The 26,267-nt window shown below is 70.6% G+C and carries 18 protein-coding genes; 7 read left to right on the forward strand and 11 right to left on the reverse strand.

Translation table 11 applies throughout. The annotated features are described in order from the left end of the window. Positions 1-576: 576 nt before the first annotated feature. Positions 577-1,539, forward strand: coding sequence for a zinc-binding dehydrogenase (locus M8I34_RS29885; RefSeq protein WP_250054646.1), 963 nt, complete (start codon positions 577-579; stop codon positions 1,537-1,539). A gap of 223 nt (positions 1,540-1,762) precedes the next feature. Here M8I34_RS29885 and M8I34_RS29890 read toward each other — a convergent pair whose 3' ends face one another. The 7 genes from M8I34_RS29890 to M8I34_RS29920 form a co-directional block, all read right to left on the reverse strand. After that, positions 1,763-3,352 carry an APC family permease gene (locus M8I34_RS29890; protein ID WP_250054648.1) on the reverse strand — a complete coding sequence of 530 codons (1,590 nt, stop codon included), beginning with the start codon at positions 3,350-3,352 and terminating at the stop codon, positions 1,763-1,765. Between the two features lie 283 nt (positions 3,353-3,635). Further along, complete coding sequence (locus M8I34_RS29895) at positions 3,636-5,135, reverse strand: aldehyde dehydrogenase family protein (protein ID WP_250054649.1); 1,500 nt, start codon at positions 5,133-5,135, stop codon at positions 3,636-3,638. A 123-nt stretch (positions 5,136-5,258) separates the two neighbouring features. Beyond that, positions 5,259-6,998, reverse strand: coding sequence for a D-aminoacylase (locus tag M8I34_RS29900; RefSeq protein ID WP_250054650.1), 1,740 nt, complete (start codon positions 6,996-6,998; stop codon positions 5,259-5,261). Between the two features lie 75 nt (positions 6,999-7,073). Continuing rightward, positions 7,074-8,198 carry an LLM class flavin-dependent oxidoreductase gene (locus tag M8I34_RS29905; protein WP_250054652.1) on the reverse strand — a complete coding sequence of 375 codons (1,125 nt, stop codon included), beginning with the start codon at positions 8,196-8,198 and terminating at the stop codon, positions 7,074-7,076. Positions 8,199-8,320: 122 nt separating this feature from the next. Beyond that, positions 8,321-9,106, reverse strand: coding sequence for an SDR family NAD(P)-dependent oxidoreductase (locus M8I34_RS29910; protein WP_250054654.1), 786 nt, complete (start codon positions 9,104-9,106; stop codon positions 8,321-8,323). Between the two features lie 188 nt (positions 9,107-9,294). Further along, positions 9,295-10,206, reverse strand: coding sequence for an LLM class F420-dependent oxidoreductase (locus tag M8I34_RS29915; protein WP_250054697.1), 912 nt, complete (start codon positions 10,204-10,206; stop codon positions 9,295-9,297). A 159-nt stretch (positions 10,207-10,365) separates the two neighbouring features. After that, positions 10,366-11,259: a DUF4231 domain-containing protein gene (locus tag M8I34_RS29920; protein ID WP_250054656.1), complete on the reverse strand. Its 894-nt coding sequence runs from the start codon at positions 11,257-11,259 to the stop codon at positions 10,366-10,368. 217 nt (positions 11,260-11,476) lie between these two features. Between M8I34_RS29920 and M8I34_RS29925 the strand changes: the two genes are divergently transcribed. Beyond that, the gene (locus tag M8I34_RS29925; protein WP_250054659.1) at positions 11,477-14,287 is read left to right on the forward strand and encodes a toll/interleukin-1 receptor domain-containing protein; all 2,811 of its coding nucleotides are present in this window, start codon (positions 11,477-11,479) and stop codon (positions 14,285-14,287) included. Positions 14,288-14,327: 40 nt separating this feature from the next. Here M8I34_RS29925 and M8I34_RS29930 read toward each other — a convergent pair whose 3' ends face one another. The 3 genes from M8I34_RS29930 to M8I34_RS29940 all read right to left on the reverse strand — a co-directional run bounded on the left by M8I34_RS29930 (position 14,328) and on the right by M8I34_RS29940 (position 17,739). Further along, a complete protein-coding gene (locus tag M8I34_RS29930; protein WP_250054661.1) occupies positions 14,328-14,660 on the reverse strand; it encodes a hypothetical protein in 333 nt (110 codons plus the stop codon). A gap of 437 nt (positions 14,661-15,097) precedes the next feature. Next, positions 15,098-16,348, reverse strand: coding sequence for a helix-turn-helix domain-containing protein (locus M8I34_RS29935; protein ID WP_250054663.1), 1,251 nt, complete (start codon positions 16,346-16,348; stop codon positions 15,098-15,100). Positions 16,349-16,506: 158 nt separating this feature from the next. Beyond that, positions 16,507-17,739, reverse strand: a complete 1,233-nt coding sequence (locus M8I34_RS29940) for an amidohydrolase family protein (RefSeq protein WP_284050958.1) — start codon at positions 17,737-17,739, stop codon at positions 16,507-16,509. A 354-nt stretch (positions 17,740-18,093) separates the two neighbouring features. Between M8I34_RS29940 and M8I34_RS29945 the strand changes: the two genes are divergently transcribed. From M8I34_RS29945 to M8I34_RS29965, 5 genes are all read left to right on the forward strand, one after another. Beyond that, positions 18,094-21,036 carry a BTAD domain-containing putative transcriptional regulator gene (locus tag M8I34_RS29945; protein ID WP_250054668.1) on the forward strand — a complete coding sequence of 981 codons (2,943 nt, stop codon included), beginning with the start codon at positions 18,094-18,096 and terminating at the stop codon, positions 21,034-21,036. 210 nt (positions 21,037-21,246) lie between these two features. Beyond that, positions 21,247-21,549, forward strand: a complete 303-nt coding sequence (locus M8I34_RS29950; RefSeq protein ID WP_250054669.1) for a hypothetical protein — start codon at positions 21,247-21,249, stop codon at positions 21,547-21,549. 214 nt (positions 21,550-21,763) lie between these two features. Then, positions 21,764-21,958 carry a hypothetical protein gene (locus M8I34_RS29955; protein ID WP_250054671.1) on the forward strand — a complete coding sequence of 65 codons (195 nt, stop codon included), beginning with the start codon at positions 21,764-21,766 and terminating at the stop codon, positions 21,956-21,958. A 167-nt stretch (positions 21,959-22,125) separates the two neighbouring features. Continuing rightward, positions 22,126-23,676, forward strand: coding sequence for a class I adenylate-forming enzyme family protein (locus tag M8I34_RS29960; protein WP_250054673.1), 1,551 nt, complete (start codon positions 22,126-22,128; stop codon positions 23,674-23,676). Positions 23,677-23,816: 140 nt separating this feature from the next. Then, entirely contained in the window at positions 23,817-24,407 is a 591-nt protein-coding gene (locus tag M8I34_RS29965) for a TIGR03086 family metal-binding protein (RefSeq protein WP_250054675.1), read from the forward strand. A 130-nt stretch (positions 24,408-24,537) separates the two neighbouring features. On the opposite strand, the gene M8I34_RS29970 is transcribed toward M8I34_RS29965, so the two are convergent. Further along, positions 24,538-26,175, reverse strand: a complete 1,638-nt coding sequence (locus tag M8I34_RS29970) for a FadD3 family acyl-CoA ligase (RefSeq protein ID WP_250054677.1) — start codon at positions 26,173-26,175, stop codon at positions 24,538-24,540. Between the last annotated feature and the right edge of the window lie 92 nt (positions 26,176-26,267).

A 26,267-nucleotide genomic window follows, 5' to 3' on the forward strand; every position in this document is an offset into this window, starting at 1 on the left:
CCCCCGAGGCGGTCCCAGGCGGCCCCTCGCAGACAGAGCGCCAGGTGGTTCCTCATGGAGCACCATCCGGCCGTCGACGCAGATCGCGCGGCGATGCCGGAGGCCCGCCCATGGCAGGTCGCGTGGGCGATGCCTGACCCGTGAGGGAACACCCCCGGTGGCGTTCGCCGTGCAGCGCCGCGAAGTGCCCTGCGATCGCCGGGTGCCGACGTAGCTTGGCGGGCATTCTGCTCGGTCGCGGCAAATCCCCGCCCGGTCGCGGGGAATCCTGCCCGGTCGCGAGGACCTGCCCGGTCTCGGGGAATCCTGCCCGTCGCGAGGAAGCATGCTCAGTCACGGGGAAGTCTGATCAGTCAGGAGCATGCTCAGTCACAGGGAAGTCTGGTCAGTCAGGAGCATGCTCAGTCACGGGGAGCATGCTCAGTTGCTGGGAAGTCTGATCAGTTGCCGGGAAGTCTGATCAGTTGCCGGGAAGTCTGATCAGTCTCGGGAAGCAGGATCGGCCGCAGGAAACATACTCAGCCGCACGGGTCCTGCTCAGCCGCGGAAACGTGATCAAGTCTGGGAGGGGCGTTCATGCGTGCCATGCAGTTCGAGCGGTTCGGTGCTCCGGAAGTGCTGGCGGAGGCCGAGGTGCCGGACCCGGTGGCGGGGCCGGGCGAGACCCTGGTCGAAGTGGAGGCTGCGGGCGTCAACTTCGGCGACATCAAGCACATGGCGGGCGAGCACACCGACGGTCCGTACGCGCCGAAGGGCCCGTTGCCGCACATCCCCGGCATGGAGGTCGTCGGCCGGACCGCGGACGGCAGGCGGGTACTCGGCTACGTCCAGCAGGGTGGCTACGCCGCCAAGACGGTTGTCGCCGACCGCGATCTGGTCTGCATGCCACCGGGCGTGAGCGCGGGGGCGGCGCTGGCTCTGCTCGTGCAGGGTCTGACGGCGTGGCATGTGCTGCGGTCGGTCGCCCGCGTGCGGCCCGGTGAGAGCGTGGTGGTCCATGCCGCGGCGGGCGGGACGGGCAGTCTCGCCGTCCAACTGGCCCGGGAGTTCGGGGCCGGACGCATCATCGCCACGGCATCGTCCGACGAGAAGCGCGCCTTCGCCCTCGAACTCGGCGCGGACGCGGCAATCGACGGCGAGGCGGAGGGCTACGAGGAACGGGTCCTCGATGCCAATCAGGGCCGTCCGGTCGACATCATCCTGGACGCGATAGGTGGCCCGGTCCTCGACTCCGCAGTGGACACACTCGGATACCTCGGGCGACTGGTCACCTACGGCGCCTCGTCCCGCAAGGCGGCCTCGGCCCTCGCGCCGGAACGACTCGCGGTGGAGAGCATCGGCGTCGCCGGCTTCTGGCTCATCCCGCTCATCGCCCGAAACGGGGTCGGCGGCCCGGCCCTTGAGGAGCTGCTCGACCTCACGGCGCGGGGACGCCTGCGGCCGCTGGTCGGCGCGGAGTACGACCTCGCGCGGGCTCGCGACGCACACGAGGACCTGCTCGGCCGCCGCACGAAGGGAAAGCTGGTACTCCGCCCCTGAGCCGGCCACCCACCCCGCGGACAGGGCCTGGGGTAAACACCTCCTAGTGGCCAGGGGGATGCACCCCCTACTCACCCAGGGGAGACACCCCCCAGTGGGCCCAGAGGAGACACCTCCTGGCGCCTCAGAGAAGACACCCCTAACGGGCCCAAGGAGACACCCTCTAGTCACCCAGGGGAGACACCTCCTGGCGACCCAGGGGGAGACACCCCTTAGGCACCCCCTACTCCTCCACCACCAACGCCGGCGTGGCCCGGGTCAGCACTCCGCCGCGGAAGAAGGCCGGGCTGCGGCGTTGCATCACCAGCATGATCACGACGCCCAGGAGGAGCAGGCCGACGCCGATGACAAACACCGAGCCGACGCCGAAGACCGAACTGCCCGAGCCGTAGGCGGGGTTCCACATGTCGATCAGGGTCTTGAAGAAGACGGCCGCGAGCAGGACGCCGCCCAGGGCCGGGAAGACGCCCTTGAACAGCAGGTCGCGGGCCGAGTTCCGCAGTTCGCGGCGGAAGAACCAGGCGCAGGCGAAGGCCGTGATCGCGTAGTAGAAGCAGATCATGAGGCCGAGCGCATAGATGGTGTCGATCAGGACGTTCTCGCTGAGGAAGCTCATCACGGAGTAGAAGACACCGGTGGCGACGCCGGCCGCGACGGTGGCCTTGCCCGGGGAACGGAACCGCGGGTGGATCGTGGCGAACGACGCCGGCAGCGCCTCGTACGCGCTCATCGCCAGGACCGTACGGGCCACCGGGATGAAGGTGGTCTGGAGGCTGGCCGCGGCCGAGGCGAGGACCGCGACGAAGAGCAGCACGCCGAGCACGGTGCCCATGACGGGGTTGGCGAGGGCGGCGAAGACATTGTCGGCGGTGTCCGGGTTGCCGAGGCCCACTCCCTTGTCGCCGACGCCGGAGAACATCTGCGAGGCCACGGCGGTGAGCAGGTAGGAACCGATCAGCACGACCATGGCCAGCAGGGCGGCGCGGCCGGGCGTCTTCGCGCTGCCGGCGGTCTCCTCGTTGACCGTGAGACAGGCGTCCCAGCCCCAGAACATGAAGATCGACAGCGACAGGCCCGCCGTGAAGGCGGAGAAGGACTGGACGGCGAACGGGTCGAGCCAGGTCCAGGAGAAGTCGAGGGAGCCGGCGAAGTCGCCGGACTGCGCCTTGATCACGGCCAGCACGACGAACACGGCGAGCACCGCGAGTTGCAGCCCGACCAGGGCGTACTGGACACCCTTGGTGGCGGTCATGCCGCGGTAGCTGATGGCCGTGGCGACGGCGATGAAGGCCAGGCAGGTCAGGACGTGGGCGGCCTTGTTGCCGTCCAGGTCGGCGAGGGCCTGACTGCCGGTGATCTCGCCGAGCAGCAGATAGAAGAACGAGGTGGCGACGCCGGCCAGATTGGAGAGCACGATGATCGTCGCGATCACCAGCCCCCAGCCGCACATCCAGCCGACCCGCGGCCCGAAGGCCTTGACCGTCCAGGTGAAGGAGGTGCCGCAGTCCGGAACCGCCTTGTTGAGCTCGCGGTAGGCGAAGGCGACCAGCAGCATCGGCAGGAAGCCCGCGAGGAAGACCGCGGGCATCTGCACGCCGACCTCGCCGACCGTGGGGCCGAGCGTCGAGGTGAGGCAGTAGACGGGCGCGACGGTCGAGATGCCGATGACCGCGCTGCCGAGCAGGCCCACGGAGTTGCCGCTGAGGCCCTTGTCGCGGGTGCCACCGGGGGCGCCGCTGCGGGTGTCACTGCCGGTAGCGCCGACGCTCGTTACCGTGTCTCCGGTCTGGGGGCGGGGGTCAACCTGAACCATGAACAGGACATTAAGGGCTGCTGTATCCGCATCCGGAAGATCATCCTCCGCGCTTCATTCCTTCACTCCACAGGCAAGAAAGGCAATTGGATCGCGCAAAGCAATGGAGCCACCGAGTCCAACCTTCGACTTAACTCCTGCGACATACATCTTTCGCATTGCGAGAACCGCAGCACTGTCCGTTTTGTACAGGTTCCAAATTTTCCCATCGGACTTCCGCACGCCCGAGGACGACCTCCGACCTCCGGCCTCCGACCTCCGACCTCCGCCCGCCGTCCCGTCCTCACCCCGGCCAGACGATCGACTGGAGCTCGCTGTACGCGTGCAGCGCGTACGAACCCACGTCCCGTCCCACCCCGCTCTTCTTGAAGCCTCCGAAGGGCGCTTCCATGTTCCGGCCGATCGTGTTCACGCCGACCCCGCCGGCCCGCAGCTGCCCGGCCACCCGGAAGGCGCGGGCGATATCGCCGGACCAGACGTAGTCGATGAGCCCGTAGTCGCTGTCGTTGGCGAGGGCCACCCCCTCGTCCTCGTCGTCGAAGGGCACGACCACGACGACCGGACCGAAGATCTCCTCCCGTACGACCCGCATATCGGGGGTGCAGTCGGCGAGCAGCGTCGGCGCCACATAGAAGCCGCGCTCCGGAGCGGACGGCCGCGCCCCGCCCGCCACGACCCGTGCGCCCTCCTTCCTGCCCAGCTCGACATACGACTCGACCCGGTCGCGGTGTGCGGCCGAGATCACCGGCCCGACCACCGTCCCCTGCGCCCGGGGATCGCCGACCGTGAGCTGCCCGATGTACTGCGTCAGCCGCTCGACCAGCGCCTCGTACACCCCGCGCTGCGCGAGTACCCGCGTCGGCGCCGTGCAGATCTGCCCGCTGTAGAAGGAGTACGTCGTGCCGATGCCGGCCACCGCCGCATCCAGGTCCGCGTCGTCGAAGACCACCGCGGCACCCTTGCCGCCCAGCTCCATGAGCTGGCGCTTCATCCCGCGTCCGCACACCTCGGCGATGCGCTGCCCGACGGCCGTCGAGCCCGTGAAGCTCACCATGTCCACGTCCGGCGAGTCCACGGCCGCCTCACCGGCCGCCACGGAAACGCCGCTGACGACGTTCACCACCCCCGGCGGCGCCCCCGCCTCCGCCAGCGCCGCCGCCATCCGGTACACCGACAGCGGGTCCTGCGGAGCGGGCTTCACGACGACGGTGTTGCCCATGGCCAGTGCCGGGGCGATCTTGCCCGCCGGGTTGGCCCACGGGTTGTTGTAGGAGGTGATGCAGGTGACGACGCCGACGGGCCGGCGTACGGCGAGCGCGCCCAGCACCCCCGCCCGCCCCATCGGACCCGCCTCGTTGATCTGCGGCGGCAGTCCCTGCTCGACCGGCTCCAGCGCCCCCTTCGCATACCGCCGGAAGCGCGCCACCCCCACCGCGACCTGCATCCCGCGGGCGGTCGCGGTCGTGGCGCCGCTCTCCGCCTGGGCGAGCTCGGCATGCGCCGCGAAGTCGCGCTGGATCACCTCCGCGGCCCGGTCGAGGATCGCGGCGCGCTCCTGCGGCGACGTACGGGACCAGGCCCCGAAGGCCTCGCGCGCCGCGGCCGCCGCCTCGTGGACCTGCGCCCGGCTCGCCTCGGGGGCGAGCCCGACGACCGCCTCCGTCGCCGGGTCGATGACCTCGTAGTGGCCGCCGTCGGGCTCGACCCACTCACCATCGATGAACAGCCGCCCCACGGACATCAATTCCCCCTCACCGCTCCCCTGCCCCACCGCACGCGCCATGTCTTCACCACGCCCCACCCCACACGCCACGTCTCCACCACGCCCCGCCCCACGCGACGCGCCACGTCTCCACACCGCCCCACCCCGCCGGCCTCAACGCCCGCGTCTCCCGCCCCACCGGCGTCACTTCGTGCTCACCGTCCTCGTGTCCCGCCCCGAGCGCAGCACCGTCCCCGGTACCGCGCCGGTCACCACGTCCTCGCGGATCGTCTCGACCCCGTTGACCCATACCGCGTTGATGCCGATCGCCCGGGAATCCAGGCGCGGGCTGTCGCCCGGCAGATCGTGCACGAGCGTGGCCTTGCCCGCGTCGATCCGCTCCGGGTCGAAGAGGACGAGGTCCGCATGCCACCCCTCCTCGATACGTCCCCTCTCCCGCAGGCCGAAGAGCTGCGCGGGGTCGTCGGTGAGCATCTTGACGGCCTGCTCGAGACCCATCAGCTTCCTGCCCCGCAGACAGTCGCCGAGGAAGCGCGTCGTGTACGGCGCACCGCACATCCGGTCCAGATGCGCGCCCGCGTCCGAGCCGCCCAGCAGCACGTCCTCGTGCTGCCAGGTCTCGGCGCGCAGCGCCCAGGAGGCCGGGTCGTTGTCGGTGGGCATGGGCCAAAGGACCGTCCGCAGCTGGTCGTTGGCGCAGATCTCGATCAGGCAGGCGAAGGGCTCCTGGCCGCGCTCGGCCGCGATGTCCTGCACGACGCGCCCGGTCAGCCCCTCGTTCGCCGTGGAGTAGGTGTCCCCGATGACGTACCGGCCGAAGTGGGCGAGCCGCCGGAAGACTCCCGCCTCCTTGCTCCCCGCGCGCCGCAGCATCTCGGCCCGGACGTCGGGGTCGCGGAGTTTCTCGATCCGCTCGGGCACCGGCAGACCCAGGATCTCGCCCCAGCCGGGGATCAGGTTCAGGGCGCAGAAGGTGCCGAGGGACATGTTCATGGGGGTGAGGATCGGCATCGTCAGCGCCACGATCCGGCCGCCGGCCTCCCGGGCCCGCTCGCTGGCGATCAGCTGCCGCGGTACCCGCTCGGGCACCGCCGCGTCGATCGTCAGGACGTTCCAGTTCAGTGGCCGGCCCGCCTCGGCGCTCATCGCCACGAGCAGCTCGATCTCCGCGTCGCTGAACTGGTCGAGACAGCCCGCCACGATCGCCTCGATCTGGGTGCCCTCGTGCGCGGCGACGGCCCGCGACAGCGCGAGCAGCTCCGCCGGTCCGGCGTGCCGGGAGGCGACCGGCTTCCCGTCGCCGTCGGAATGGGTGGCGGACTGCGTGGTGGACAGGCCCCACGCCCCGGCCTCCATCGCCTCATGGAAGAGCGCCAGCATCTCGTCCAGCTGTGCGGGCGTCGGCTGCCCGCCGACGGCGTCCTCCCCCATGACGTAGCGACGCAGTGCGCAATGTCCCACCATGAAGCCCGCGTTGACGGCGATCCGGCCCTCCAACGCGTCCAGGTACTCGCCGAACGAGCTCCATGACCAGGGCGCGCCCTCTTCGAGCGCCACCAGGGACATGCCCTCGACCTTGGACATCATCCGGCGGGTGTAGTCGGCGTCGGCGGGCCGCCCGGGGTGCAGCGGCGCCAGCGTGAAACCGCAGTTGCCGCCCGCCACGGTCGTCACCCCGTGGTTGAGCGAGGGGGTCGCGTACGGGTCCCAGAACAGCTGCGCGTCGTAGTGGGTGTGCGGATCGACGAAGCCGGGGGCGAGGACCAGACCGGTCGCGTCCTCGCTCGTCCTCGCCTCCTCGGTGACGGTGCCGGGCGGGGCGACGACGGCGATACGGCCGTCGCGGATGCCGACGTCGGCGGTGTACGAGGGCGCTCCCGTCCCGTCCACAACGGTCGCGCCCCTGATCAGGTGGTCGAGCACGGGCTGTGCCCCCTTCCCCTAGGCGGATAGGCGGAACTCCGCGGGTTCAGCCGCCCGCGGCCCGGCGCCGCGGGTTCAGCCGCCCGCGGCCTGACGGAACCGGGTCGTCCGGTGCACCGGATCCGTGTCGATCTTCGGGATCACGTGTTCGCCGATGAGCTTGACCGTGTTCATCGTGTCCTCGTACGACACCCCGATCGGCAGCCCGAAGCTCAGCTGGTCGGCACCGGCCCGGTCCCAGCGCTTGCACTGCTGGAGCACCTCGCCCGGGTCGCCGCAGATCATCAGCTCCTCGGCGATCAGCAGCTCGATGATCTCGGCGGTGTAGTCGGGCAGCAGCTCGGGCCACTCGGGGATGCCGTCGGGCCGCGGAAAGGTGTCGTGGTAGCGGAAGACCAGCGACTGGAGGTAGTTGAGTCCCCCGTTGACGGCGATCTCCACGGCCTTGTCATGCGTCTCGGCACAGATCGCCGTCGACGTCACCATCACGTTGTCGTTGACGAAGTCGCCGACCGGCTCGGCCTCCCGGATCGCCGTCTTGTACTGCTCCAGCACCCACTCCATGTCGGAGACCTTCTGCACGCTGAAGCCGAGGACACCCAGGCCCTTCCTGGCCGCCATCGCGTACGAGGACGGCGATCCGGCCGCGTACCACATCGCCGGGTGCGAGGCCCCGTACGGCTTGGGGAAGATCTTGCGCGGCGGCAGCTGCCAGTGTTTGCCCTGGAACCCGACGTACTCCTCCTGGAGCCACATCTTCGGGAACTCGGCGATGGTCTCTTCCCAGATCTCCTTGGTGTGGTTCATGTCGGTGATGCCCGGCAGGAACCCCAGGATCTCGTGGCTGCCGGCGCCGCGGCCGCTGCCGAACTCGAACCGGCCCTCGCTGAGGTGGTCGAGCATGGCGACCTTCTCGGCGACCTTCACCGGGTGGTTGACCTGGGCCAGGGGGTTGAAGATCCCGGAGCCCAGATGGATCCGCTCGGTCGCGTGGGCCAGATAGCCGAGGAAGACGTCATTGGCGGAGAGGTGCGAGTACTCCTCCAGGAAGTGGTGCTCGGACGCCCAGGCGTACTTGAAGCCGGACTTGTCCGCCTGGATGACGTACTCGGTCTCCTCCATCAGCGCCTTGTGCTCCGCGAGCGGATCGGTCTCGGCCCGCTTGCCCACGTATCCCTGTACAAAGAGCCCGAATTCCAAGGAGGTTCACCGTCCTCTGAGCCATGCAGCCATTTCTGACGTACCGTCAGATTCGATGTGCCGACTGTTCCACCGCACCCGGGGAGCGTCAATAGCCGCTGCCGAGGTTGCCTGACGCAGCGTCAGAAGATGCTGACCCCCGCCAGCCAGCCGCCGTCGACGACGAACGGCTGCCCGGTGATGTACGACGAGTCCTCGCACGACAGGAAGAGCGCCAGCTTGGCGACCTCCTCCGGCTGCCCGATCCGCCCCAGCGGCACCAGCTTCTGGTAGAGCTCGTCCACGGCCCGCTTCGACTCGGCGGGATCGGCGGCCGGATCGAGCGCGGCCGGGTTGGTCATCGGGGTATCCACCGCGCCCGGACACACCGCGTTGACCCGGATCTTCTTGCCCGCCAGCTCCACCGCGGCGACCCGGGTCAGCCCGAGGACCGCATGCTTGGTCGCGGCATACGCGCCGACGAAGGCCATGCCCGTCAGCGCCGTGTACGAGGCGGTGTTGACGATCGTGCCGCCGCCCGCCGCCTCGATCTCCGGCGCCACCGTACGGATCCCCAGGAAACAGCCGACCTGGTTGACCTGCACGACCTGCTGGAACTCCGCCAGGGGCGTGGACACCAGCTCGTTGAAGCGCAGTATCCCGGCGTTGTTGACCAGCCCGTCGATCTTCCCGAAGGCGTCCTTGGCCGCGACCGCCGCGGCCTCCCAGTCCGCCTCCTGCGTCACATCCAGATGGACGAAGCGGGCCCGGTCCTCCCCCAGCTCCTTGGCGAGCGCCTCGCCCTGCGCATCGAGCACATCCCCGAGCACGACCTTCGCGCCCTCCGCGGCGAACAGCCGCGCCTCCTGCTCACCCTGCCCGCGCGCCGCACCCGTCACGATGACAACCCGCCCGTCGAGCTTGCCCATGCCTGCACTCCTCTGCTGGTGAGTACGTTCCCGCCCCTCCGGCCCGTCGGCTGTGAGCCGCGAGGGGTCAGCCGCCGGCCGTGAGCCGCCAGGGTCGACCGTCAGCCTCAGCCGTCCAGCCGTCAGGGGTCAGCCGTCCCTCCGTCCATCCCTCCAGCCGTCAGCCGTCAGCCGTCAGCCGTCAGCCGTCAGCCGTTGAGCAACGGCGCGACATCCGTCCCGAACGCCGCCATCTGATCCGTCAGTTCGCTCCTGCTGCGGCAGCGGAACCGCACCTGGATCTGCGCGACCCCCATCGCGGCGTACTCCCGCAACGACGCGGCGATCCGCTCCGGCGCGCCGGACAGGGTCCGCCGGCCGACCTCCCACCCCGGCTCGCCGACGTACAGCGGTTCGGCGATGGTGCCGATCACGGCGGGCTCGTCGATACCGGCCGCCTCCCGCAGCCTCCGCAGCTTCCCGATCTGCGCCGGCAGCTCCGCCCGCCGGTCACCCTGCGGCAGCCAGCCGTCGCCACGCTCCGCGGCCCGGCGTACGGCGGCGGGCGAGGAGCCGCCCACCCAGACCGGCGGCCTCGGCGTCTGCACGGGCCGCGGCGCCTGCCCCAGCCCCTCGAACGCGAACCGCTCCCCCGCGAACTTCGGGAACTCCTCCGGCCCCAGCGCCGCCTTCAGCGCGTCGACCGTCTCGTCCAGCACCGCCCCGCGCCGCTCGAAGTCCACCCCGAGCGCCTCGAACTCCTCCGTGACGTGCCCGGCCCCCACCCCGAGGATCAGCCGCCCGCCGGAGAGCCGGTCGAGCGTCGCGTACTGCTTGGCCGTGACCAGCGGATGCTTCAGCCCGACCACCGCGACATGGCTGAGCAGCCGCACCCGCTCGGTGACGGCCGCCAGATGCGCAAGGGTGGCGACCGGGTCGTACCAGACGGTGCTCATCGCCTCGGCCAGCCGCCGCGGAATCGCGATGTGCTCACAACAGGCGATATACGCGAACCCGTACCGGTCGGCGGCCCGTGCGATCGCGACCAGATCGACGGGCCCGGCCGCGGCCTCCCAGCTCTCCGCATAAAGAGCGCTCTGCGACTGCACCGGCAACTGCATCCCGTACACCAGCCGCCCGTCCTCCGGCCGCCACACCTCACCGCGCACGCCGTCCACAGGCCCTCCCGCAATCTGACGATGCGTCATACACATCCCGGCGCGACACATCGTGGCGCCTGACGCTCCATCAGACAAGGGCGGGCGCCCGGGTGCCGTCGACTATGCGGCTCCCCGGGAGGCCCGCCACATCGTGTGTTCGCGGCTGATCGCCTCCTCGGCGTCGGCCACCTCCTGCGTCCAGTCCGACTCCTCATGGGTCGCGGACAGCCGCTGGTGCACGATGCTCAGTTCGGTCGCCGCGAAGGTGTAGGCACGGCCGAGCGACTCGTACTGCCGCACCGCGAACCAGGCGGCACCGGCACCCAGCACGGCCGCGAGCACACCGGGCAGATCAAAGTCGATGACCTTCAGCAGGCGCAGCACGGCGGCGAGCACACCCAGCCCCTCCACGACGATGAGGCCGATCCGCCAGCGACGGGCCAGGGCGATGTTCACGGCCGCCTTGGTTCCGTACCACTGCTGCTGGTCCACGATGCGCCCGGCGAGATACGCCTGCTTACGGCACGCGAACGGGCTCCGGCGCAACTCGCCCATCGCCTGGGTGGCGGCCATGGAGCCCACCGGGACGATGCTGTCGGCCGGTGCCTCCCTGAGCAGGACCTCCAGCCGCTCGTGGAATCTGCGGTCCGCGGCGTCCGCGGGCAGCGTGGCCGGGAACGGCTCGCCCGCCACCGCGTACCGCCAGGACAGCGTCTTCGCCGACTCCGCAAGGGCACGGCCGTCGTACCAGGCGCGCTCCGGCCGCTCCGTGAGCATCCACACCTCCAAGTAGACGGTCGCCAAGAAGGCCAGGAGCACCACCGTGACCGCGGCGTCGTGGCTCGACACCGCACAGACGGCAGCCGCAATCGCCAGTAACAGCCGCCATTTCGTGCCCCGCATATGGCGGCGCTGCCCCGAAATCGAAGCGGCGTCCGCCGACCGGAACACCGCCGGAAAATCCTCTTCGCCGAGTGTTCGCCCCTCGCTCACCGCAGCCCCGCCCCCTCGCATCCCGCAACATGAGCCCGAAAAGACGAACGAAGTGTAGAGCCGACCGCCGGCGGCCATCCCGGCATTCAGGGAACGGGACCGGACTGCGGACGAGACGCCGCGGTGACACCAACTTCCCTGCCGCAAGGCACCGTTGCCACCCTCCCCGGCGATGTGGATGATGCGGCGACGGGGACGTGCGGCGGCCCCGTGCCGACCTGACGACGGGGGAACCGGAATGGCTGGTCAGAACGCCTCTCAGCGCACCCACCGATACGACGCCTTCCTTTCCTACAGCCATGCGGCCGACAGCGCCAAAGCTGATCATCTGCGGCGGGGCCTACAGAATTTCGCGCGCAGCAGCTGGCGGCAATTACGGGCGCTGCGCATCTTCCTCGACAATGCCTCGCTGGCGGCGAACCCAGGTTTGTGGCCCGAAATCGAGCGTCATCTCGCGGATTCCGGCGCCTTTATTCTGCTCGCCTGCCCGCGGTCCGCGGACTCGGAGTGGGTGCAGAAGGAGATCGACTGGTGGCGCGCCGGCCCCGGGGCGCGGCGGATGCTCATCGTCGTCACCGGCGGCGAGCTGACGTGGGACCACGGGACGGGGGACTTCGACTGGGAGCGCACCACCTGCCTGCCGCGCACCATGGCGGGAATGTTCAGCGACGAGCCTCGGTGGGTCGATCTGCGGTGGATGTCGGAACAGGATCCCGGCTCGCTGCGGGACTCCCGCTTCCAGCAGTGTGTGGCCGACCTGGCGGCCCCGCTGCACGAGCGCCCCAAAGAGGACCTCATCGGTGCGGACGTCACCCGGCAGCGCAGGACGAAACGGCTCGTGCGCGGTGCGCTCGCCGTCATCACCGGTCTCGCCGTGGTGGCCGGCCTGGGCTGGGTGAACGCCGTCCAGCAGCGGGACGAGGCGCAGCGGCAGGCCCGGCTGGCGACCTCCCGGCAGCTGGCCGCGACCGCGCTGAACCTCAAGGACGGAAATCTGCAGCTGGCGTCGCTCCTGGCGATCGAGGCGTACCGCATGCAGCAGTCCCCCGAGGCCATCGCCACGCTGAACCGGCTCTCCACGGACAGCCCTCATCTGGTGAGCATGGTGTCGAGCTCGAAGGACATCAGCGCGCTCGCCTTCAGCACGGACGACAAGGCGGTCGCCGTCGGGGACGAGGGCGGCGCGGTGGCGGTGCGGGGTGCCGACGGCCGCACCCTGCGCGCCCGGACCTCACTGCCGGGCCGCATCACGGCAGTGGGCTTCAGCAAGGACGGGAAGCGGCTGGCCGCCGGGGACAGCAAGGGCAACGTGGGGGTCTATGACCTGACGCGCAAGACACTGCGGCGGTTGGCTCCCCAGCCGGAGGGCGTTTCCGCACTGGGATTCAGCGCGGCGGGACAGCTGGCCGTCGTGGACGCGGTCGGCACGGTGGTGCTGTACGAGGAGAGCGGGAAGAAGGTCCGTTCCCAGCGCACCGGAAACTCCGGCGACGTGATCGCCTTCCAGGACGCCGGGTCCCGCCTTCTGGTACGCGACACATTGGGGGGCGGCGCCCTGCACACCGTGCCCGAGCTGCGCACGATCCTGGACAGCGACGAGCTCGTACTGCCCCCGGGCCAGTTCCTGGCGGCCGTCTCCAACAGTGGCCGCTGCTTCGGCTACTTGAAGTTCGGGCAGATCATCAGCACCGGACTACCGGAGATCAAGGGCCGCAAGCCCGTCGCCAACACCTGCACGGACTTCCCCACGCTCACCAACGAAGAAGCCAGGTCGCTGGCGCTGACCGACAACGGACGGATGGCCGTGGGCACCGCGTCCGGCATCACGGTGGTCGACGCGGAGACCAAAGCGCACGACAGTCAGCTCCGCAAGCTCACCGGTGTCGGCCGGCCCTCGCTGCTGAAGTTCTCCGACACGGGCAGCAGGCTCGCTTCCGCACACGGCCGGACGGTCGCGGTGTGGAACTTCGACCAGTTTTCCCGGACGGCTCATGCCCACGGCCTGCCCCTCTCGGACAGCCAGACCATGCTCTACAGCCCGCCTCTGGCCGCCGGCCCGGACGGCCAGGTCGCCTGGAGCAACCTGATGCAGGGGGACCCCTTCGGCACGGAGACCAAACTGCACGTCTGGAGCCCGAAAGGCGGCGGCACGCTCGCGGGCGGGGACACCCTCATGTACGACGCGCTCGCCTTCAGCCCTGACGGCCGGACACTGCATGCCGGCCTGGACGGCGCAGTGCAGTCATGGCAGATCCAGGACACCCGCCTGGTGAAACGGCGCACGGTGGCCTTCTCCGGACGGCAGGACGACTACCGGAACGCGGTCATGATCGCCCCGCGCGCGGACGGCTCTCTGGTCATCACCACGGACGACGGGGCAGTCCATGTCGCCGGACCGTCGGCGCCACGCACCCGGATCATGGTGCCGCCTGGCACCGGTGACCCTCAGAAGGGGTTGCTCTCCTCGTTGAGCCACGGCGGCCGGACCGCCGCCGTGGAGAACACCAAGGGCGCCGTCGACCTCTACGACGTCGACTCCGGAAAGAAACTACAGTCGGTGCGCCTGGACGGCGAGCAGGTGAACTCGCTCGCGCTGGCCGCCGAGGGAAACGCACTGTTCCTCGAAGGCAGTAAAGGGACGTTGGCCCGCTGGGACCTGGACGAGCAGCGATTCCGCTGGCAGAGCGCCGAGCCGAACGGGGCCCGGGTGACAGCGAGCGCGGACGGCAGCACGGTCATCACCGTTTCCGACGGCGGCGCCGTGAGCGGGTGGGACGCGGACACCGGGGACCGGCTGGGCGGCCCCGACATCCCCCTCCCACTCCATACGCTGTCCGGAATCGGCGGCATCGGGGAGCACACCGGCTTCGTCATGGACAGCACAGGCACCCTGTGGACAGCCACCGAAGGCGGCGAGGTCCTCTCCTGGGACTTCTCGGTGAACTCCTGGATCGAGGGCCTCTGCCGGATCGCCGATCGCAATCTCACCGACGCCGAATGGCGCCGCTACGTAGGAACCATCCCGCCGCCCCGTCCCACCTGCGGCTGACGGCACGGCACAACAGGCGCGGACCGATCAGCCCCGCCGCCTATGCGCCCGCGCTCGCGTCGCTGCCGTGCCCCTCGGAGCCAGGGACCGACGACGACAGACGCGCACCCCGGCTCACCGCGACCCGGCGCGTGTCCCGCAACGCCGTGGCCAGCTCCGTGGCAAGGAAGCGGAGCTCCCGCACGGTGACCTTGGGGTCGCCGAGCATGTCGTCGGCGTGACCGAGCAGATCGTCCGCCACGTCGAGCTGCATGGTCTCGATGCTGTCGGCCACGCGCGATACGTAGCCGCTGCCGTCGCCCGCGAGGAAGCACGGGTTGCCGTCCGGGTTCGACCACGGCAGCAGCCGGACCGTTGTCTGTGACTCACTCACGGCGCGACCACCACCGTTCCACGCTTCAGACGCAGGCCGAGGGGCACACCGGCCACGGCCGTCCAGAAGGCGCGGGGGCGGGCACTTGGCATGCGTACCTGCTGCCGCCGCTCATGCGCCACGAGATACGGCCGGACCATCACGGTGTCCTCACCCCGCAGCACCGGCACACGCGTCAGGCGCCCGGCCGCTGCGGCCCCGCGGGGTTCCGCAGGATGGGTAACGTCCCCCCGATGACGGCCCGGTGGCGGCAGCAATAACCGCAACAACGGCTCGAAGATCCGGGCGATACAGTGCGGCACGTCGACCTGCTTTCCTCAGGTTGGCCATGCCCCCGGGCCGTCGTTGACGCGGTCGCGGGGACCTTCGGTAGTCGTACGAGGACTGACCGTAGGGGCCTTGAGGAGGTAGCGGGGGCACACTTTGTACCCCCTCGGTCAGGCGGCCAATACACCGATCCTGACGGCGAGTTCGCTTGCCCGGCGTCGCTGGGACGGACTCTTGGACTCCGCCTCTTCGAGGACGATGCGCCGCGCATAGCCGTTGTACCGGACGGTTTCCGGCGCCGCCTCGTACGCCTTGCCGAGGGCGGCCAACGCGGCCTCCGCCTGTCCGTCGAGTTGATAACCGCGCGCTTCCTCGATCCGGTGCCGCGCACGCCGCGGCCGGGAGGGGATCGTCGTGGTGTCGGCGGCGGCCACCTGGCGCACGCTCTCCGCCCCCGCGTGCAACTCGACCGCGAGGGTGACCGCGTGGGCTCCCATGACGGCCCGGGAGAACGACGTCACGGGGTGGTAGTAGTCGGCGGGCAGCCGCTCCGCCATGGCACGTGCCGTATCCCAGTAGCGCCAGGCGGTTCCGGTGTCCCCCCGGCGGGCGGCGGTGTAGCCCGCCTCGAATTGCAGCGCTCCGGCAATGGCGAGCACCTCGTCGCCGGCGTCCGGCAAGAACGCTTCCAGGTAGCGGAGTGTCTCCAGGTTCACCGCGTCGGCGGCGTCGAAGTGTGCGTGCCCGCTGTCGCGGTGTGCCTGGGTCGCCAGCCAGGCGGAGACGCCGATGGTGTGCGGGTCCTCGGATTCCTGCGCGGAAATCATCCCGCGCTCCACGACCCGCCACAGCAGCGAGGCATCCGGCTGGTACGCGAGAAAGAACTGGCTCAGGCTGTACGCCTCGGACAACAGCCGTTGCGCCACCCGCCGTTCGCCCGCCGAATCGGCTTGCAGTACCGCCAGTTGCGCATCCCGTATGAGTTCCGGCAGGAGAGCGCCGATGACGTCGCGGTGGTTCGGTGCGGAATGCCGGGCACCCCACGCGCGGACGAGGCGCTCCCTGAGGTGTGCCGCCGTCGGAGCTTCCCGTCGCGTCGTCAAAGGGAACGTATTGAGGGCCGCCCGTACCGCGGGCAGTCGGACGTGCCCAGGCCCGGTGAACATGGCGATCGCCATCGACTGATCACCCGTGAGGTCGGAGAGATCCCTGACCCTGAGGGCCTCCGCAATACGCAAGATCATGGGCAGCTTGGGCATGTGCAGGCGCCCGCCCTCGATCTGCTTGACCCAGCTCGGCGACTTCCCCAGCAGCCCAGCCAGGACGTTGCGGCTCATCCCTCTACGGGTCCGCAGGATCTGCATGCGCTGACCAAAGGCAACCGGCTCGGCGAACGGGTCCGGCGTGGCATCTGAAGACACAGCCTTGCCCCTCTCTGTGCAGCTCGTCACAGCCAGAGTACGGGCCCGCGCCCTCCTTGTTGATCCCTTGTGGAAACCGCTGCGGGGGCGGCTCCGGGGAGCGGATCACCCCTGGGAGCTCAAAGTCGAGCCCCCACCCGTCGCCCTCGTTCCCTCCCTCAATCTCCCTCCCCCGACGCCGCCCAAAGCCCCTCCCCCGTCAACCCCAGCAGCGAAATCGCGTTCCCCCGAACGATCTGTTCCACCACGGCCGGTGCCAGGTGTCCCATCTGGGATTCGCCGACCTCCCTCGACTTGGGCCAGGTCGAATCGGAGTGCGGGTAGTCCGTCTCGTAGAGGACGTTGCCGACGCCGATGGCATCCAGGTTCTTCAGGCCGAAGGCGTCGTCGAAGAAGCAGCCGTAGATGTGCTCGGTGAAGAGTTCGGACGGCGGGCGCAGGACCTTGTCGGCGACGCCGCCCCAGCCGCGGTTCTCCTCCCACACCACGTTCGCGCGTTCGAGGATGTAGGGAATCCAGCCGATCTGGCCCTCGGCGTACATGATCTTCAGGTCGGGGAAGCGGTCGAACTTGCCGCTCATCAGCCAGTCGACCATCGAGAAGCAGCAGTTGGCGAAGGTGATCGTGGAACCGACGGCGGGCGGGGCGTCGGCGCTGGTCGAGGGCATCTTCGACGAGGAGCCGATGTGCATGGCGATGACCGTGCCGGTCTCGTCGCAGGCGCGCAGGAACGGGTCCCAGTAGTCGGTGTGGATGCTGGGCAGCCCCAGATGCGGCGGGATCTCGCTGAAGCAGACCGCCCGTACGCCGCGGGCCGCGTTGCGCCGTACCTCCGCGGCGGCCAGCTCCGCGTCCCACAGGGGGACGAGGGTCAGCGGGATCAGCCGGCCCCGCGCCTGCGGGCCGCACCACTCCTCCACCATCCAGTCGTTGTACGCGCGCACGCCCAGCAGCCCCAGTTCGCGGTCCTTGGCCTCGGTGAAGGTCTGGCCGCAGAAGCGGGGGAAGGTGGGGAAACAGAGGGCGGACTGGACGTGGTTGACGTCCATGTCGGCCAGGCGTTCGGGCACGCTGAAGGAGCCCGGACGCATCTGCTCGTAGGTGATCCCTTCGAGCTTGATGTCGTCGCGGGAGTAGCCGACGGCGGTGTCGAGGCGGGTCAGCGGCCGGTGCAGATCTTCGTAGACCCACCAGTCGGCTATCGGCCCGTCGTCCCCCGCGGCGCCCATCTTCGGGGCGAACTTGCCGCCCACGAAGGTCATTTCCCTCAGGGGCGCCCGGACGATGCGCGGGCCGATGTCGTGGTACTTCGACGGGAGCCGGTCCCGCCAGACGTTGGGGGGCTCCACCGTGTGGTCGTCCACCGAGATGATCTTGGGGAAGGTCTCCATGCCCGACACGGTAGCGCTGATCTGACGATCCGTCAGTAATGTGCGGTGCCTTCGATGGAGGCGTTGCGGCGGCTGACGCAAAGTCATGGGGAGGGGGAAGGGGTGGGCGAGAGCGGAAGAGCTCGGTGGGGCGCATTCGGAGCGCAGAGAGGCAACTAACGGCCAATGAGCGCACGGAAGTGGAATCTCGCGCCTCCTTGTGCGCCGGCGCATACCCGTCCTGATCACCCGAGGAGGCTTTGTGGATGCTCCGGACCCCTACTGACGTAAGGGGCCGTGACAAGGCAGACTGACCGTTGCGCTCGGTGAACCGATGCGAACGGTACGAACGGATGGCACAGGGCAGGTGGACACATGGACGACAGTCCGGGGCAGGGGCGGGAGCGGCTCCGCTTCTCCGTGCTCGGTCCCGTGCGGGCCTGGCGCGGCGAGACACCGCTGGCGGCGGGGTCCCCGCAGCAGCGTGCGTTGCTTGCCGCACTGCTGCTGCGCGGCGGGCGTACCGCCACCGCACCCGAGCTCGTCGACGCGTTGTGGGGCGACGAACCGCCGCACGCCGCGCTCGCCGCGCTCCGTACGTACGCCTCAAGGCTCCGCAAGGCGCTCGGCGATGACGCCGCCGCCCTGGTCAGCGAGTCAGGCGGCTACGCGATCCGGTCGGTGGACGGCCGCCCGCTGGACCTCGACCACGACCATGCCGAGCAGTACGCGGCCGAGGCCGAGAAGGCCAAGGCCGCAGGTGACCGCGGCCGGGCCCGCGAACTCCTCGACGCCGCGCTCGCACAGTGGGACGGCGAACCGCTGGCCGGCCTCGCCGGTCCGTACGCCGACACCCAGCGCACCCGCCTCGACGAGTGGCGGCTGACCCTGCTGGAGACCCGCCTCGAACTCGACCTGGAGGTCGGGTACCACGCCGAGGCGGTCTCCGAGCTGACCGCCCTCACCGCCGCTCACCCGCTCCGCGAGCGGCTGCGCGAACTCCTCATGCTCGCGCTGTACCGCAGCGGCCGGCAGGCCGAGGCGCTCGCCGTCTACGCCGACACCCGCCGGCTGCTCGACAAGGAACTGGGTGTCGAACCCTGCGCCTCGCTCGCCGAGCTCCAGCAGCGGATCCTCCGGGCCGACCCGGAGCTGGACGCACCCGTCATCGTCAGCTTCGACGCGAACACCAGCAGTCCCGCCGTGGTGCGCCCGCAACAACTGCCCGCCACCGTCGCCGACTTCACCGGGCGTGCCGCCTTCGTCACCGAACTCGGCGATCAACTCGCCACCGCCGAGGGCAGCGTCATGGCCGTCTCGGCGCTCACCGGCATCGGCGGCGTCGGAAAGACCACCCTCGCCGTCCATGTCGCGCACACCGCGCGCGACCACTTCCCCGACGGGCAGCTCTACGTCGACCTCCAGGGCGCCGGGCACAACCCCTCCCAGCCGGTGGCCGTCCTCGGCGCCTTCCTGCGCGCCCTGGGCACGCCCGACGCCTCCATCCCCGAGGGCCTGGCGGAGCGCTCCGCCCTCTACCGCTCCACCCTCGCCGGCCGACGTGTCCTGACCCTGCTGGACAACGCCCGGGACGCCTCCCAGGTCCGGCCGCTGCTGCCCGGCACGGAGGGCTGCGCCGCGCTGGTCACCAGCCGCGCCCGGATGAACGACCTGGCCGGTGCGCACCTCATCGATCTCGATGTGATGAGCCCGGAAGAAGCGCTCTCCCTCTTCACCCGGATCGTCGGCGAGGAGCGCGTCACCTCGGAGCGGCAGGCCGCCATGGCCGTCGTCGGGGCCTGCGGCTTCCTGCCGCTGGCCATCCGCATCGCCGCCTCCCGGCTGGCCGCCCGCCGTACGTGGACGGTCTCCATCCTGGCGCGCAAGCTCGCCGACGAGCGCCGGCGCCTGGACGAACTCCGCGCCGGCGACCTCGCCGTCAAGGCCACCTTCGAACTCGGCTACGGCCAGCTGGAGCCCCAGCAGGCCCGCGCCTTCCGTCTGCTGGGCCTGGCCGACGGGCCGGACATCTCGCTGGCGGCGGCGGCCGCCATCCTCGACCTGGACATCGACGCGGCCGAGGAGCTGCTGGAGTCCCTCGTGGACACCTCCCTCCTGGAGTCCGCCGCACCGGGGCGCTACCGCTACCACGACCTGGTGCGGCTGTACGCACGCGCCTGCGCCGAACGCGACGAACAGCCCCCGTCCGAACGGGACGCGGCGATGTCGCGGCTGCTGGACTTCTACTCCGCCACGGCCGCCAACATGTACGTCCTCGAACGCCCCGGCGACCGCCTCGTCGATCACATGGAGGCCACCGCCTTCCCGGGCCTGGAATTCGACGACCGCACGACGGCGCTGGAGTGGCTGTTCAGCGAGGCCGGCTGCCTGCTGTCATGTGCGCGCCAGTGCGAGGGCCCCACGACCCTGCGGCGCGCCGCCGACCTGCTGTTGCTCACCAAGGACCTGGCCGAGTCCGGCGCCGACGCGCTCCAGTACGAACAGGCCGGCGTCTCCCTGCTGGCCGCCGCCCAGAAGGCCGGCGAGCAGCACGCCCAGGCCAGGATCCACACCGCGCTCGCCTATGCCCGTACGCTCTCGGGCCGGCTGAACGACGCGGACGAGAACGCCAAGTCCGCCATGCTGCTCGGCCTGGCCGTCGAGGACCCGTTCTCCTCCTCGTACGCCCCCAACGACCGGGGCATCATCGCCAACGCCCAGCGGCGGCACGACGACGCGGAGGCCTACCTGGGGCAGGCCCTGGCCGCCTTCCGCAGCGACGGCAACCGGAGCTCCGAGGCCAGCGCGCTGTGCAACCTCTCCCGGGTCCATCTGGACACCGGCCGGGTGGCGAGCGCCATACAGCTGGCCGAGGACGGGATCGCCATCTACCGCGAGTTGGGGGCCACCCGCCGGCTCGCCAACGGCATGTACGCCCTGGCCCTCGCCTATACCCAGGACAACCGGCTGGACGAGGCGACCCAGCAGCTTGCCGCCGCACTGGCCATCTTCCAGGACAGCCGCCAGCGGTTCTGGGAAGGCATGACCAACTACCGGATGGCCGAGGTCGACCTCGCGGCCCGGCAGCCGGCCGCCGCCGCCAACCACGCCGAACAGGCGCTGGCCGCCCTGCGCGGCATCGGTGGCGAGTCCCGGCGGGCCAGTGCCCTCACCACGCTCGGGCGGGCCCTCAACGAGATCGGGCACACCGGCCGGGCACGGGTCTGCTGGCAGGAGGCGCTGGCCATCTTCGAGCGTCTCGGGCTGCCGGAAAGTGCCGTTGTCCAGGAGCTATTGGTTCCCGTGGTGGTCGCGTAACAGCGCCTGTGGGCCCCCGCAGCGGACGTTTATCGATCGTTCATCGGCGGGGGCCACTCTATTGCTTACCGATCCGCCGCCTCGGGGGGCAAGCGGCTCGGTGACCAGGTCGCCCCGTTAAGGTGAGCGGCCGCGCCGCGCCCGTCCGGAGGCCCTCGGGGGAGTCGCCGGGCGGGCGGGGCACAAGCGCCCACACAGGAGTTGATCGCCATGACAACCGAGAAGCAGACACCGGGTCCGAGGGACCGTGACATCGTCAAGCCCCTCGACAGCCACCAGCCGATTCTCGGGGCCGATTTGACGCCCCAGGTGCCGTCGCGGGGGGATCGCGACGTCATCAAGCCCAATGACAGCCACCAGCCCATTGCGGGAGCCGGCGTCAACCCCACCGTCGACGACAGCCACCAGCCGACTCCCGGCCAGGGGGCCGCGCCGAAGAACGGCACCAAGTCCGGTGCCGGTGAGACCATCCTGCCGATGGACAGTCACCAGCCCATCGGCAAGCCCAACTAGCACCACCTGAGCCAACGGGGGAGCTGTTCGGGGGATTGCAGGGGCCGGTGTCCATGGCTCGGAGGGGAAGCCACCGACACCGGTCCCTGCGGCATGTCCGCTTCGGTTTCGCCGGCGAGGTTCTGCCGCCGGCGAGAAGTGCGAACGCCTGAGCGCACTTGCCACTATTTTTATGACACGAGCGACAATTTCCGTTCTTTATTCAGGAGTTGGCATGACCTCCACCAAGAAGATCCTCGTCGTCGGCGCGCTCGCGCTCTCCGCGTTCGGGGGCGCCACCGCGCCCGCCCTCGCCGACAGCCACACCCCCGCCCCGCCGCACTCCGTGGTCGTCCCGGACAACCACATGCCGGTGATACCGAGCGACAACCACCGGCCGCTGGTGCCCCTCGACAGCCACACCCCCTGACACATCCGGCAGCCCTCGCCACACGGGCTGCCACGGGACGCTCCGCACCCGGCCCGCAGCGCCCACGGCCCGGCAAGGAGTTCATCGCTCCGCTCCTTGCAGGCATCTGACGGTACGTCAGTTCGTGGTGCTACAGTCACGCCACCCGCGACCCGCGAGGAGGCGCCGTGTTCGAACCCGCCCGCACACATTCGCTCTGGGAACTGGTCGAGTACCGGGCACAGGTCTCACGCGGAGCGCCGATGTTCTACGACGCGGACGGGCGGAGCGTCACCTTCGACGGGGTGCGCGACGCGGCGCTGCGGGCGGCGGCCGGGTTCCGGGAGCTGGGGATCGGGGCGGGGACCCGGGTGGCCTGGCAGTTGCCGACGCGGATCGAGACGGTGATCGCCTCGCTGGCGCTGGCCAGGCTCGGGGCCGTACAGACACCGGTCATCCCGCAGCACCGGGAGCGCGAAGTCGGTTTCATCCTGGCGGAGTCGGCGGCGGAGTTCGTGCTCGTACCGGGCGTGTGGCGGGGGTTCGACCACACCGCGATGGTGCGGAAGGCCGCCGGGGACGGGGTGCGGGTGGTCCCGGTGGGGGACGGGCTGCCCACGGCGGACCCGGCCGGGCTGCCCGATGCGGTGTCCGACACCGACGGCGGCACCACCTGGATCTACTACACCTCCGGCACCACCTCCTCCCCCAAGGGCGTCGAGCACACCGACGCCACTCTCCTCGCCGGCGGCATCGGGCTGGCCACCGCGCTCGGTATGTCCGCGGACGACGTCGGCTCGATCGCCTTCCCGTACGCGCATATCGCCGGCCCGGACTATGTCATCGCCATGCTGGTCAGCGGGTTTCCCGCGGTCATCCTGGACACCTTCGAGCCGGGCCGCGCGGCCGATGCCTACCGGCGGCACGGCGTGACGATGGCCGGTGGCAGCACCGCCTTCTACCAGGCGTTCCTCGATGAGTCGCGCCGCTACCGGCAGCGGCATCCGCAGGCCGGGCGGCTGATTCCCTCGTTGCGGCTGCTGTCCGGCGGCGGGGCGCCGATGCCGCCGGAGCTGTACACCGCGGCCGGGCGGGAGCTGGGGTGCGCGATCGTGCACGGATACGGCATGACCGAGTGCCCGATGATCACGATGGGCACGCCGTACGACGGGGACGAGCAGCTGTCGCGGACGGTCGGCAGGCCGGTGGTGGGGGCGGAGATACGGATCGCCCGGCCGGACGGGAGCGAGGCCGGGGCCGGGGAGTCCGGTGAGGTGACGCTCAAGGGGACGATGCTCTTCCGGCGGTACACGGACCCGGCGCTGACCGCCGGGGCGTTTGCCGCCGACGGCTTCTTCCGCACGGGTGACCTGGGGTATCTGCGTCCCGACGGGCATCTGGTGCTGACCGGGCGGCTCAAGGACATCATCATCCGCAAGGGCGAGAACATCTCCGCGCAGGAGATCGAGGACCTGGTGCACACCCATCCGGCGGTGGCGGAGGCGGCGGTGATCGGGCTGCCGGACCGGGAGCGTGGCGAGCGGGTGTGCGCGGTGGTCACGGCCGCCGATCCGGGGGCGGCGCCGCTGACCCTGGACGAGGTGACCGCGCATCTGCGGGCGGCCGGGCTGATGACGCAGAAGCTGCCGGAGCAGCTGGAGACCGTCGGCGAGCTGCCGCGCGGCGGGCCGCTGAACAAGGTGCTCAAGGCGGTGCTGCGGGAGCGGTATACGGAGTAGCCGGGGCGCTACGGCGGTGTGGCGATGAGTTCCGGGCGCCGGCGGAGTCTTCACTGGGAGCGTCACCGGAGGGGTGCGCGGCACGCCTCCGGTGGGACGACCCGGCAGGACGCCCCCGGCAGGACGGAAGGACCCGGACGATGACCGAGACGATCGACTTCGCTGCGCAGGCCCGGCTGGTCTCGCAGCTCGCGGCGCAGACCGCCGATGAGCAGCTCGACGCCCCCACCCCCTGCGAGGCCTATGCGGTGCGCCATCTGCTGGGCCACCTCGTCGGCCTGTCCGCGGCATTCCAGGACTCGGCGCGCAAGGACCTGGGGGCGACGACGAGTATCAACCCGGGTGCGGAGGTGCCGGACGTGGAGCCCGGCTGGCGGGCCGAGCTGGACCGCAACCTCCGCGGGATGGCGGAGGCCTGGCACGATCCGGCGGCCTGGGAGGGCGAGACCCAGGCGGGCGGGGTGACCCTGCCCGCCGCCATCGCGGGCCGGTTCGCGCTGAACGAGCTGGTGCTGCACGGCTGGGACCTGGCGCGCGCCACCGGCCAGGACTACCTGCCCGACGCGGCGAGCCTCGGGGTCTCGTATGCGCTGCTCGTGCCGATGGCCGAGAGCCCGGACCGGGTGCCGGTGTTCGGCGCGCCGGTGGCAGTGGGGGCGGACGCACCACTGCTCGACCAGGTGGTGGCGCTCAGCGGCCGGCGGCCCGACTGGGCGCCTCCGGGGCCGTAGGGCGTCGGCCCGACTGGGCGCCTCCGGGGCCGTAGGGCGTCGGCCCGACTGGGCGCCTCCGGGGCCGTAGGGCGTCGGCCCGACTGGGCGCCTCCGGGGCCGTAGGGCGTCGGCGTCCTGCGCGGCCGGATCACGCCGGAGCAGGCCCCGGGGCTCCGTTCCGCAGCCGGGTCTTGAGGATCTTGCCGCTGGCGTTGCGCGGGAGTTCGGTGACGAAGGCGACCTCCCGCGGGACCTTGTAGTTGGCCATCTCGCGGCGGGACCAGGCGATCAGATCGTCGGCGGTGAGCGCGGAGCCGGCCCGGCGGACCGCGTAGGCCTTGCCGACCTCGCCGAGACGGCGGTCGGGTATGCCGATGACGGCGACGTCGGCGATGTCCGGGTGGCGGCCGAGGAGTTGCTCTATCTCGGCGGGATAGGCGTTGAAGCCGCCGACGATGAACATGTCCTTGATGCGGTCGGTGATGCGGAGGTTGCCGTCCGCGTCGAGGACGCCCACATCGCCGGTGCACAGCCAGCCGTCGGGGGTGATCACGCGGGCCGTGCCGGCCGGGTCCTCGAAGTAGCCGGACATCACGTGGTAGCCGCGCACCTGCACCTCGCCGGGGTCGCCGGGCGGCAGGGGGCCGCCGGAGGCGTCGACGACCCGGACCTCGGTGCCGGGGAGGGCCCGGCCCGAGGTCGTGGCGATGACCTCGGGCGGATCGCCGCGGCGGCACATCGTGACCACGCCCGAGCTCTCCGACAGCCCGTATGCCGTCAGGACCGTGGAGATCTTCAGCTCGCTGCGCAGCCGCTCGACCAGCTCCAGGGGGACCACGGCGGCTCCGGTGACGACCAGGCGCAGCGCCGAGAGGTCGTGCAGGGCGCGGGCGGGGTGGTCGAGGATCTGCTGGTGGAGGGTGGGCGGGCCGGGGAGTACGGAGATCCGCTCGGCGGCGATATTGGCGAGCGCGGTCTCCACGCTGAAGACCGGCTGCGGGATCATCGTCGCGCCGCGCAGCAGACAGGCGATGATCCCGGCCTTGTAGCCGAAGGTGTGGAAGAACGGGTTGACGATCAGATAGCGGTCGCCCTCCCGGAGGCCGGCCAGATCGCTCCAGGCGTCGTAGGCGCGCAGGGTCTGCGCATGGGTGATCACTGCGCCCTTCGGATGGCCGGTGGTGCCGGAGGTGAAGATGATGTCCGAGGGGGCGTGGGGGTGCAGGGCGTCGCCCCGGCCGCGGACCGTCTCCGGCGACACCTCCGCACCGCCGGCGAGGAAGTCCTGCCAGGTGGTGAAGTCGGCGGGGGCGTCATCGGAGAGCACCACGACCTTTTCCAGCTGCGGCAGCCCGGGCAGCGGGCCGCGGCCGCTGCCTTCCTTGGCGGCGCGGCGGAGTGAGGCGACGTAGGACGTGCCGAGGAAGGTGCCGGTGACGAAGAGGAGCTTGGCGCGGGTGCGACGCAGGACGTAGGCGGCCTCGGTGCCCTTGAAGCGGGTGTTGACCGGGACGAGCACGGCGCCCGCGGTGACGGCCCCGAGCGCGGAGACGATCCAGTCGAGGGTGTTGGGCGCCCAGAGGGCGACGCGGTCGCCGGGCGCGACCCCGGAGGCGATACAGGCGGCCGCCGCGGCCTCCACCCGTGCGCCGAGCTCGGCATACGACACCCGGGTGCGGCCCTCGACCACGGCCTCGCGGGAGGCGTACCGCCGCGAAGCCGTGCGCACCAGCCGGGGGATGACGCCGTACTCCAGGTCCGCCCGCGCCTCCAGGTCGTCGCGCATCGCGTTGCCTCCCGCCGAAGAGCCCTGCGCCACTAGCTGACTACCCGTCAGATTAGCGGTAGCCTCCTCCGCTGTCAGCACTGACGACCGAC

It is taken from the genome of Streptomyces sp. MCA2, from assembly GCF_023544705.1.
GTDB classification, from domain to species: Bacteria; Actinomycetota; Actinomycetes; order Streptomycetales; family Streptomycetaceae; genus Streptomyces; species Streptomyces decoyicus.